Consider the following 10,954-nt stretch of genomic DNA (forward strand, 5'->3'; position numbering starts at 1 on the left):
GCGCCGGCGGCAGCGCGAGAACGGAGCGCTGCCCTTGCCGCCGTTTCCGCCTGTCAGTTGAAAATGTCCAGGAGGTCCAGCCAGGAGCCTGCGTCATCGGCGGAGCGGCGGGGCTGCGGCGGGAGCGGTTCCGGGTAGGTCTCTGCTGCGGCCCTGGCTCGGACGATGTCGGGCCCGCCGCACGCCGCGACCGCGAAGGCGCCGAAAACCTTGGCGAACGCGGCCGGGTCGCGGAACTCCACGCCCAATGCCCGGCCGTCCCGCAACGGCACCCACACCACCCGGTCGAACCGTCTCCATTCCCCCACCGGCTGATCGTCGGCGGTTGACCGCCCCTCCAGCCACAGCCGCGCCACATGCAGCAGGTTCACCTTCTCCATCGGTAGCCGCTTGCGCCGTATCCGCAGTTCACCCGTCGTCAGCTCGACGCGCTGGTCCTTCTTCGGGTACCAGACGACGCCGATCCCCAATGGCACCCACAGCAGGATCCCGATCATCGGCAAGACCAGAGCGTCGCCCCACGACCGGAGCAGCCCGCCGTCCAGCAGGTACAGGGCCCCGAAGACCAGAACCCACTTGGCCGTCATCCGCCAAAACCCGGTGCCCTGCCGGTACAGGACCCGTCGTTTCCCCATCATCGCCATGCCCGCACGCTATCCGCCGCCCCGCAGCTCACCGTAGGCGCCCTAAGCCACCACGGGGGGGCGGGTGGCGTCACCGACGCCACCCGTCGATACGCCTCGCTTCCATTGCTCTCTTCGAGGAGCATGCGCAGGGTCAGGCTGTGCCGGCTGTGCCTTTCGGGGGCAGCGTGTCCATCGAGGCTGTCGCGTAGGCGACCCTTCCTGCCTTGTCGCCCGAGCGGGACAGCGTGAGGCCGCGGTGGAGTTCCACGTGGGTGGCGAAGCGGGGCAGGGCGGTGGTGAGGCCGACCACGGACACCGGCTCCGTGGTCGGCCTCACCACCGCCCACCTCAACCACACCCCCGAGACGTGCGAGATGCGGGAAGCCCGGCTATCAGAACTTGCGGAATGCCAGCCCGAGCAACCGGCGAGGGGAGTTCAGGGAGACGGACACGGACGGGGGTTCAACCGCTCTGCCGTCCGCGCCATCAACTCTAGACCGGTGAGAACTTGGGGCCGCAGGTGCCCCGTTCTTACCCCGTCCCCTACCGGTCCCGACCAGACCCGTGCGGGTGCGGAAGGGGGGGGCGGGGTGGGTGCGCACGCTGCTCACTGGTGAGCCCACCATGCGGCTCCTGTGCCGGCGGCAGTGGTTACGAGTGTGATCAGCGACACCGGTACGCGCTGGATGGTCACGTGGAGTCCGCCACATCGGAGTTCGAGTGCCGGAATCGGCGCGATGGGTTCCGTGCTGCGGCTCATCTTGTCGTCCTCTCTCTGGGCATCGCCCTGTTTGGCTCGCATGTCCTCTGGCTCCTGTCGCGCGCCGTTGCGTGTCGTCAGTGGGAAGGAAAAGACACAGCGCCGCCACGGCGTGACGTGGGTGTCCCGTCTGCATCGACGCTGTGCAGCGAGGGGAGATGCACCGGGTCGAAATCGGCCAACTCGATATTGAAACAAGCGGGTCAGGGACGGTGAGACCCGGAAAGTTGCAGGCATCAAGACTCTTCAGGCGCACGTCATGGGGCTTCGCTGCCCCCACGGCGTATCGCGCTGATCACGGGTGCCAGGCTATTTCGACGCCCGACCCCTGGGTCTGTATCTGTGCAGGACAAGGGTGGAACTTTGACGCTTTGGCCATGGACCTGACGGGGTGGACTCTTGGCACTTCGGGTCCAAGGCCGCGTCTGACGTGCAGTTGAAGGGCGAGGGCGGGAGTCTGAGGGTCACGGGGACGTACACAGGCAGGTAGCACGCTTTCAGAGCAGGGAAAGCGACCACACTCCACGTCACTGACAGCGGATGGAAGCCCGGGGGTGTGCAGGTAGTAGCGCTGGACGTATCCCGCTTGGCATGGACCTGCCACGGTGCGCACGTGGCGTGGGGTGGTCGAACCCCGTGTCGCGCCGGAGTGTCTTCGGTGAGTAAGGAACTTCGGTGCTCCTCCGGACTATCGCGCTGATCACGTGATCGCGGACGACGACCTGGGGGTGGATCACGACGTGGATGCCGCGCCCGTGGCGGGACAGCTCGTTCGTCACGGAGTCCACGGGGGACGGCATGTCGTCGGTGACCACCTCGACGACGCAGTGGCTGAAGGTCCAGGCGTTCTCCTCCACCGCGGGGGTGTGCACCCGCACGTTCGCCGTGCCCCGCAGCCCCCACCCGCTGCTCAGCGCCGAGCTGGGTCAGGGCGACGTAGGTACACATGCCGCAGACACCCTGAGTACCGGCAGGGCCCCCAGCCTCGTATCGCCGCTCGTTGGAGTGCCGGGCGGGTGAAGCCGTGGCCCCGGCGGCCGCGTGCGGGTGCCTGCCTGCGATCGGGGCCACAGGATGAGCCCGAAGCAGCCGCCCTGTCTGCAGGAGCCCTCTGCCATGCTCGAACGCAAGCTGCTCAAGGACCGTGCTCAGGTCACCTTCGTCCTGCCCGCCGACATCCCGCCCGGTCCGGTCAGCGTGGTCGGTGACTTCAACCAGTGGAAGCCCGGCGCCCACGTCCTGGAGCCCCGCAAGGACGACACCCGCGCCGTCACCGTCGGTCTGCCGACGAAGAGCGTGCTTCCGCTACCTCGCGGCGGGTGACTACTGGTTCGACGAGGACCACGCCGATGGCCACGACGGCACCAACAGCCTCCTGCACACCTGAGCCCACATGCCCGGGGGCGGATCCACCGAGCGGTCCGCCCCCGCCCACACCTCACCTGCCAGGGGCAGAGGAACACCCACTGATGGCCACAGCCGCGAGATCGTGCGAAGAAGATGACCGAGCTCGGCGTCGGAGCGCTGCCGCTCGCTGTTGCCGGGGTTTTTCACGGTTTCGCCGTGCACGCCCCGCGGCTGCTGGGACCATTCGGCGGGTAAGTGTGCGCGTTGAGCCGTGGTGAGAGATCGCCCGTGCCGGCACCGCAGGAGCAGACGATGGAACCGACGTCACGATGCCGCCCTTCGGCGGACCTGCTCCCGTTGAAGGCCGTCTTCTGCGGGTTCTGCCAGGCCACTGCGGCCCCGGTGCAGTGCGGACTCTCAGCGCCGACGGGGGGTTCCTGTCGGTGACCTGGCACACCTCTGCCTGCCCGCACCACGCAGCCGACCTCATCCTCGCCCGGGACGACTGACGGCACTGCTGCGGCGGACCGCCGTTCGGTGAGGTCGGGGGTCTGGGCGATGGCGGGGTGAGCGCTTCGCTGATTGAGCAGGGCCCACATGAGTGGGGTCAGTGGTTTCCGGAGGTTGTCGATGTCGTTGCTTCGTCCATCCGGGTGGCCCGGACGATGATCATTGGAAACGTCGCAGGCCGGGCCACCAACATGTGGCGTATGAGCCAATTCGTATCCAGGCGTGCCACTCTTGCCGCCATGGCCGCCGGTGTTGCCGCCGAGTACCTCTCCGGTGCGGACGTCGGCCACCAGCCAGGACAGGGCGGAGACGTCGGGGCAGCCCGGGGCTCCCTGCTGTACGCGCACGTGGGCTCCAGGGCAGTGCAGCAGCGACGCGTCGACGGCCGCGGCGGCAACGGTCGGCCCGTGGAGCTCCCGTGGCGGTCGGTGCGAGGAGGACCCCCGCACCGACCGAGAGGGCTGCCGTAGCGGAGAGTGCCCCGCGGCGGGCACAAGATCTGATGCTCATTCAGGCAGCGTAGGAAGGGATGCGGCCGCCGGCAGTGGGCTGTGCGCCGACCGGCCGTATCCCGCCTCAGGCATCACGCGTCGATGATTACCGGGATGATGAGGGGCTTGCGCCGGTGGGTGCGGAACGCCCAGTTCGCCACCGCGCGTGCGATGAGCTGTTCGAGCTGGACCGCGTCGCCCACGCCTTCCTTGGCGGCGGTGGCCAGGGTCTTCTCGATCACAGGGATGACGGCTGCGAAGGTGGTGTCGTCGTGTTCGAATCCGCGGGCAAGGAAGTCGGGGGCCTCGGCCAGCATGCCCGTGTTGGCGTCGACGATGGCCACGACGGTGACCACGCCCTCCTGGGCGAGGGTGACGCGGTCCTTGAGGGATGCCTCGGTGGCGCCACCGACCGTCATGCCGTCCACGTAGACGTAGCCGGCGGGCACCTTGCCAGTGATCTTCGCGTGGCCGTCGACGAGGTCGACGACGACGCCGTCCTCGGCGATGACGACCCGGTCGGGGTCGACGCCGGTGCGGATGGCGAGGTCGGCGTTGGCGCGCAGGTGGCGCCATTCGCCGTGCACGGGCATCACGTTGCGGGGCTTGACGATGTTGTAGCAGTAGACGAGTTCACCGGCGCTGGCGTGGCCGGAGACGTGCACCTTGGCGTTGCCCTTGTGGACGACGTTGGCGCCCCAGCGGGTCAGGCCGTTGATGATCCGGTAGATGGCGTTCTCGTTGCCGGGGATCAGGGAGCTGGCGAGCAGAACGGTGTCGCCCTTTCCGATACGGATCTGGTGGTCGCGGTTGGCCATGCGCGACAGGGCCGCCATGGGCTCGCCCTGCGAGCCGGTGCAGACCAGGGTGATCTTGTTGTCCGGGAGCTGCTCCAGTTCCTTCATGCTCACCACCAGGCCGGCGGGGACCTTCAGGTAGCCGAGTTCGCGGGCGATGCCCATGTTGCGGACCATGGACCGGCCCACGAAGGCGACCTTGCGTCCGTGCTGGTGGGCGGCGTCCAGCACCTGCTGGATGCGGTGCACGTGGCTGGCGAAGCTGGAGACGATGACCCGCCGCGGCGCGGTGCGCAGGACCTGCTCGATCGCCGGATTCAGCTCGCGCTCGGAGGTGGTGAAGCCGGGGACTTCCGCGTTGGTGGAGTCGGTGAGAAAGAGGTCGACTCCCTCCTCGCCTAGGCGGGCGAAGGCGCGCAGGTCGGTGATGCGCTCGTCCAGCGGGAACTGGTCCATCTTGAAGTCACCCGTGTGGAGCACCATCCCGGCGCCGGTGCGGATGGCGACCGCGAGGCCGTCCGGGATGGAGTGATTGACCGCCACGAACTCGCAGTCGAAGGGGCCGAACCTCCTGCGGTCTCCCTCTCGCACGCGTGCCGTGCGGGGCTTGATGCCGTGTTCCTTGAGCTTGGCCTCAAGGAAGGCCAGCGTCAGCTTCGAGCCGACGACCGGGATGTCGGCCCGCTCGCGCAGCAGGTACGGCACGCCACCGATGTGGTCTTCGTGGCCGTGGGTCAGCACCACGGCCACGATGTCGTCCAGCCGGTCCCGGATTGAGGTGAAGTCGGGAAGGATGACGTCGACCCCGGGCTGGTGCTCCTCGGGGAACAGCACGCCGCAGTCGACGATGAGCAACTTGCCAGCGTGCTCGAAAACGGTCATGTTGCGGCCGATTTCGCCCAGGCCGCCCAGGGCGGTGACCCTCAGCCCTCCTGCGGGCAGGGGCGGGGCGGCTTGAAGTTCGGGATGGGGATGACTCATACCTTGACGTTACCGGAAGGTCTACCGAGTGATCCTTTGCCGGTTCCACCGAAGCCGGCAGACGGCTCCGAGACGATCCTCACCGCAGGGCGCGCGACCCGTACCGAGGCCGGGAAGATCATCTTCGAGGACAGTGGCCCACGCGGCGCCTGGGCACACACGTGCACCCTGAGAAGCCGTTGTCTTTCCGATAGTGACGGGTGCGTTTCCGCTGGTCAGGCAAAGTGACGGCGCCTCGGTGGCAGAGGCGGGGTGTCGTGTCGTCTCTTCGGTGGAGGTGCCGGATACCGTCGGTGATGGGGCTGCTTGAGGAGCGCGAGCGTGCTGCTCGGCAGCGGGTGGTGGTTGCCGCCGTTGACCCGCATCCTTCCACCGTCATGACATCCAGATACGTCTGGGGAACGATGCCGGCGTACGCCGCCTGCCATCCTCGGACTCGGATCGTCGAAACGGCCTCGATGTCGGCCGCATCCATCTGCAAACCCGGACCCGGTCTGAGCGGTGGACACTCCACCGAGGCCGGTGGTGATCCCGCTTGCCGGTCCCGGACACGCGGGACGGCTCCGGGAGCCGGGGCGTTGTCTGGTTGGGGCGGACGGAGAGCGCCGTGTGGCCGCCATTGTCGTCACCAGTGGCTTGTCCGGCGCCTCGACGTGACCTTTTCGCGCGTATGACTAGTGCAGACAAGTCAACATTTTGCGCAGGGCACGGTCTGACTGGGAGCCCACGTGACGGGCTGGGCTCTGGCAGTGGGGGCGGGGGAAGTCATGGCGCGCTCCTGGGTATGCGGACTCCTCTATTCCATTGTGTGTTCGATTTTCTGTGCGAGCAGCTCCCCGCCGGGCGGGGCGCGGCTGTGACTGGTCGAGATAGATGTCACCTGGTCCCGACGTCTGTCACCGCACGCTTGTCGCCCCTCCCCGAGAAAGAGGATCTGCCGTGACTGTCCGGTGCCACCCAAAGTTGATCAGATGCCATCAGACTCTGAGGGATAGGGAAAGCAGACATCGACACCGTACGGGCCGTCCTGCAGCGCTCCCCAGAGGTTGAGAAGATCGGCCGCGGGCTGGCCACGTGGGGTCTGGTGGCGGGCGCGGAGCGTCAAACGGCCCCTGCGGGCCGGCGACATCTCCAACAGGCCGAGCTTGACCCGCGCACTTATGTGGGAGGGCGCCCGGTTCACCGCCGCATGGGGGTCCCGGGACGTCCTCGATATCACGGTGGTGTGTTTAACCGCTCTGTTCTGGTGAGCTGAAACAACCAGCCTGGCCCTGCTGGCCAGGGCCAGAGGACTATCACCGCTGATAGCGGCCTGGCTCTACCCGCAGGGCCGGACCTGGGAGACTAGGATCATGACCGACCGTCGACCACTCTCGCTGCCCACCTTTTCCGAGCCCGCTTCCGACGCTCCCGTACCCGCCCAGGCGGGTGGGCGCCGGCTGCTGCCGGTCGAGCAGGGCGCCGACTTCCGCCAGCCGCCCGGCGAGACCGAGCCCGCACCCGCCCCGGCCCGACGTCCGTTCGCCCCCGGCGGCCTCACCTTCTCGGACCCGGACCGCCATATCTGAGCGCTACCACTACGGGTTGCGCCACGTCCAGGCCCAGCTCACCATAGCCCCACCGCTCGGTGTACCAGCGCCTCCACCTGGACAGTGGTCGTAGCCGGCCCGGCTCCCGCCTCGGATACCGTGTTCCTCTACGGGGTGCCATAACGGATGTGACGCCCCCCACCGGAGGTAGTCAGCGTATGAGTTCAAAGCGCAGCAAGAATCCAGCCCTGCCCGTACTTGACGACGCATACCGACTCGAGTCGGTCAAGGACGCCGAAGAGTCCACCCGTGACTTGGCCGCGCGGCTGGCCACCACCGAGCTGCGCCGCGTGTCCCACCCGGGCCGGGTCACCTGGGAGCCCACCGATCAGGCCGAGCCCGTACCGGTCCCGCCGACTGTGGTCGACGGTGACGGGGACCTGTGGCTGCGGGACCGGGGCACTGGCACCTGGACCATGCCCGAGTTCAACCCGAAGGAGTTCCCGGACCGCTGTGGCGAGGTTCTGACGTGGAACCAGCTTGCCCGCGAGTTCGGCCCGCTGACCGCACTGGCCGACGACCGCCGCATCGGCGGCGGCCGGCGTCGCTGACCGCGCAGCCTTCTGGGATGACCGCGCCCCTGAAGCGCCCGTTACGGGTAGCTGGGAGCTCCAGCTCACCGCCGAGCTCGACGATGGCGGCGAGCAGATTCATGCAGGTTTTCACCTGGTCGGCAATGTGGCAGACGAGAACAGGCCGGGCCCGCTCCGTTCGGATTTGGCCCGGCCGTTCATTCCGAGTGCCGCCAGGTCCGGCCTGTTCCCCCTCAGCATGACCATGTCTCCGGTGCCATCGATGCCCGAGAACATGCAGTAGTAGCCGTCAGGGCATCGGTCGTACCCGTCAGCCGCGTGGGCGGGGGAGACCGGCGCCATGCTCAGGGCTGCCACTGTGCCAACAGCCCGGCAAGGATCCGCTTGAAGTGGTTCACACCCTGCCCAACGATCACTACCGCTCCAGGTCAGCGCCTGGACCGGCCATGGCATGAACTTCCCGGTCACACCCGCATACGCTCCCTAGACCCTGGCAGCACAAGCCGCGCTCTCAGGTGGCTTCGTAGGGGAGAACGGAGAGCGTTTGTCGGCGGGTGCGGAGAGCAGCCGGCGGCTCGGTGGCGTCGACATATCGCCGAGTTCCGAAACCACCCACGCGGAGTGTCGAGCTGGGGATCTGGAATTCGTGGGGCGCCGGCCCGGTGGACTGTCTGTCGTACCCCGGTCCTAGAGTCCGGCGTATGACCCGTCGCACCTCCGCCCGCCCGGTACGGCCTTGGGGATCATCGAACAGCCGTTGGTGCTGAGATTGATCACGGCGCCCAGCATGTCTTCCCGCCACAGGGCTGACCGAGGTGCCCTGTCGATCAGGGCCCGGCTCCGGCAGGGTGGGAGCGTCCGCGAGTGATCAACGGGAGGGGGCACGGCATGACGTACGTGCCACGGCATCCATTGTTATCTGAGCGGGCCGGTCGAAGGCGAGTGGTGACTCCTTTGGGCTGGCACGGCACCGACCTGGGTGGGCGCGAGAGGATCAGCACCGCATTTCACTGAGTTCCCGGATTCGACCGGGGCATCACGAGGGGAGAGGCGATCATGGGGGAACTGGACGGCAGGACTGCCCTGGTGACGGGCGGCTCGCGTGGGATCGGGCGCGCGATCGCCCTGCGGCTCGCCGCCGAGGGTGCGTTGGTCGCGGTCCACTACGGCGGCAACGGTGCGGCCGCCGAGGAGACCGTGGCGCGGATCGCCGAAGCCGGCGGCCGGGCGTTCGCAGTGCAGGCTCGGTTCGGCGAGAGCGGTGCGGTGGACCGGCTGTTCAAGAAGCTCATCGCCGGGCTGGCGGACCACGGCGCGGACGGCCTGGACATCCTGGTCAACAACGCGGGCATCCACTCGGTCAGTCCGATCGGGCAGCTCACCGAGGAGGAGTTCGAGCGGCTGCTGGCGATCAACGTGAGCACGCCGATCTTCGTGGTCCAGCGGGCGCTGCCGCTGCTGCGCGATGGCGGACGGATCGTCAACATGGGCTCGGCGGCCACCCGGATCGCGGAACCCGGCCAGATCGGTTACACCGTCACCAAGGCGGCCCTGGCGGCTCTCGGCCCGTCGCTTGCCAACGAGCTGGGCCGGCGTGGGATCACCGTGAACACGGTCGAACCCGGGGTGGTGCTGACCGACATGATCGCCCCCTACGCCGCGGTTCCCGAGGCGGTGGCCGCGCTTGAGTCGATCACCGCGCTCGGACGGATCGGCGAGCCGGAGGACGTCGCCGACGTGGTGGGCTTCCTGGCGGGCCCGCAGGGGCGCTGGGTGACCGGCCAGACCATCGATGTCTCCGGCGGTACCTACCTCGGACCGATCGCGGCCGGGTGATCACTGGGGCACTCTCATGGATCGTCTCGAGGAACTGCTCGCCAAGACTGGGCTGCGGTACTCACGCCACCTGGCCGAGGCTCCCGGAATCAAGCTGGGGTACCCGGGCTGGACCTAGGAACCCTGCTGGCCCGATTGCGGTACCTGCGGTACCCGAATGGATCACTTGCTGACCGTGGCGAGCTGGGAATTCGACGGAGAGTCCTTGTGGACCTGGCTGCCTGTGGAGTGCCGCACGGACGATGTCGTCGACAGGGCCTGGGGCGGGGACGCCCGCAACTCTGTCGGCCACTGCCTCGGCGACGCCGGCGGCGTATACATCCTCGAGTGCCGTACCTGCCCGGAGCACCCCGTCGGACACTGGTTCGACTGCTCCCGACTGGGGGACACCGACAGCCAGGCATCAAGCACTCAGCCGGGCCGTACCAGTGAGCGGCACGATCCCATCAGGAAAGCAAGCAGCTGAGCACTCTCGGAACTCACCAACACCGACTTCCCGCGGAGCTTCTGGCACACATTCCGTGAGGTCGATCAACGGATTCTGCCTTGGTGACCTTGCTTGATCTGGGACCGTGGTGCGGTGTCATGACCTCTTGGTGACCTTTTTCCGCATGTCAGCGCGTTACTGGTGGAGCACGTGTTCGTCGAGTGCGGGATGGTCCGCTTGCTGGTGAGAACCCCGCCGGTCGAGGTCGCTTGCCCCGCGTGTGCGGCGGTGTCCAGTCGGGTCCACCGCGTTACGAGAGGCGTCTTGAGGACACGCCAGTCGGTGATGGCCGACGGTGGCCGCTACGTGGATCGGGATCTCGAAGTGGACGGTCCCGTATCCGCCGTGCTCGCCCGTCGTCCGCGCGTCGCAGACTTCGTCGGCCATGCTGCGCCAGAAGGCTTCCGCGCCGGGGATGTCGACGTTCGTGTGCAGGTAGACGGTGTCGTAGCCGGGGACGCCCACGGCGAACTCGCAGGCGGCCCTGACCATGGCTCGGGCCAGTCCGTGCCTGCGGTGGTCCGGGCGTACGTACACCCGCAGGAGCTGGGCCGTGCGCCCTGACGGATAGCGGTCGGTGAGCCAGCGGGGGTGCGGGGGGTGGGCGGGGCCCCGGGAGTTGAGTGCGGTGGTGCCGACCACCTCTTCACCCAGGACGGCCACGACGAGGGTGTGGCGCGGGTGTGAGAGGTAGGTGCGCTGGATGTCGACGACGTCGTCGTGCCACTGGGGCACGTACCCGTAGTCGAACTCTCGGTAGAACGTGTCGAGCATGACGCTCCGCGCGCCGGGTACGTCCTCGGGCCTGGCGTGCCGTACTGCGTACGGCCCGATTTCTTGCCCCTGCGTCAGGTCTCTCATTGCTCGCTGGCTCCCTTCCGGCGCTCCGGTCTCGTGAGCGGCAGGCTACCGGAAATCTGACCTATTGGAAATGAAAACGATTTCAGGTAGCTTCCTCCTCGGTTCGGTGCGGACGCCTCCCGTCGGGCGGCCCGCT

The 10,954-nt window shown here is 67.8% G+C and carries 8 protein-coding genes and 2 pseudogenes; 4 read left to right on the forward strand and 6 right to left on the reverse strand.

The features are described from left to right. Nucleotides 1-53 precede the first annotated feature (53 nt). From BGK67_RS32680 to BGK67_RS41305, 3 genes and pseudogenes are all read right to left on the reverse strand, one after another. Entirely contained in the window at nucleotides 54-644 is a 591-nt protein-coding gene (locus tag BGK67_RS32680) for a hypothetical protein (RefSeq protein WP_069923430.1), read from the reverse strand. 133 nt (nucleotides 645-777) lie between these two features. Then, a complete protein-coding gene (locus BGK67_RS39215; protein ID WP_167739523.1) occupies nucleotides 778-963 on the reverse strand; it encodes a hypothetical protein in 186 nt (61 codons plus the stop codon). A gap of 1,109 nt (nucleotides 964-2,072) precedes the next feature. Further along, nucleotides 2,073-2,279: pseudogene (locus tag BGK67_RS41305) on the reverse strand (hypothetical protein); the annotation flags it as partial. A 223-nt stretch (nucleotides 2,280-2,502) separates the two neighbouring features. Between BGK67_RS41305 and BGK67_RS32695 the strand changes: the two are divergent. After that, nucleotides 2,503-2,709 carry an early set domain-containing protein gene (locus tag BGK67_RS32695; protein ID WP_347878446.1) on the forward strand — a complete coding sequence of 69 codons (207 nt, stop codon included), beginning with the start codon at nucleotides 2,503-2,505 and terminating at the stop codon, nucleotides 2,707-2,709. 1,117 nt (nucleotides 2,710-3,826) lie between these two features. Here BGK67_RS32695 and BGK67_RS32700 read toward each other — a convergent pair. Further along, complete coding sequence (locus tag BGK67_RS32700; protein ID WP_069923433.1) at nucleotides 3,827-5,512, reverse strand: ribonuclease J; 1,686 nt, start codon at nucleotides 5,510-5,512, stop codon at nucleotides 3,827-3,829. Between the two features lie 1,352 nt (nucleotides 5,513-6,864). Here BGK67_RS32700 and BGK67_RS32705 point away from each other — a divergent pair. Both BGK67_RS32705 and BGK67_RS32710 read left to right on the forward strand, forming a co-directional pair. Next, nucleotides 6,865-7,080 carry a hypothetical protein gene (locus BGK67_RS32705; RefSeq protein ID WP_069923434.1) on the forward strand — a complete coding sequence of 72 codons (216 nt, stop codon included), beginning with the start codon at nucleotides 6,865-6,867 and terminating at the stop codon, nucleotides 7,078-7,080. Between the two features lie 179 nt (nucleotides 7,081-7,259). After that, nucleotides 7,260-7,652: a hypothetical protein gene (locus BGK67_RS32710; protein ID WP_069923435.1), complete on the forward strand. Its 393-nt coding sequence runs from the start codon at nucleotides 7,260-7,262 to the stop codon at nucleotides 7,650-7,652. A gap of 111 nt (nucleotides 7,653-7,763) precedes the next feature. On the opposite strand, the gene BGK67_RS40415 is transcribed toward BGK67_RS32710, so the two are convergent. Continuing rightward, nucleotides 7,764-8,087 carry a peptidase inhibitor family I36 protein gene (locus tag BGK67_RS40415; protein ID WP_079154708.1) on the reverse strand — a complete coding sequence of 108 codons (324 nt, stop codon included), beginning with the start codon at nucleotides 8,085-8,087 and terminating at the stop codon, nucleotides 7,764-7,766. Nucleotides 8,088-8,690: 603 nt separating this feature from the next. On the opposite strand from BGK67_RS40415, the gene BGK67_RS32720 reads away from it, so the two are divergent. After that, nucleotides 8,691-9,470, forward strand: coding sequence for an SDR family oxidoreductase (locus BGK67_RS32720; RefSeq protein ID WP_069923436.1), 780 nt, complete (start codon nucleotides 8,691-8,693; stop codon nucleotides 9,468-9,470). Nucleotides 9,471-10,266: 796 nt separating this feature from the next. Here BGK67_RS32720 and BGK67_RS32730 read toward each other — a convergent pair. Beyond that, nucleotides 10,267-10,818 (reverse strand): annotated as a pseudogene (locus tag BGK67_RS32730) (GNAT family N-acetyltransferase); the annotation flags it as partial. Between the last annotated feature and the right edge of the window lie 136 nt (nucleotides 10,819-10,954).

Origin of the sequence: Streptomyces subrutilus (assembly GCF_001746425.1) — a bacterium.
GTDB classification, from domain to species: Bacteria; Actinomycetota; Actinomycetes; order Streptomycetales; family Streptomycetaceae; genus Streptomyces; species Streptomyces subrutilus_A.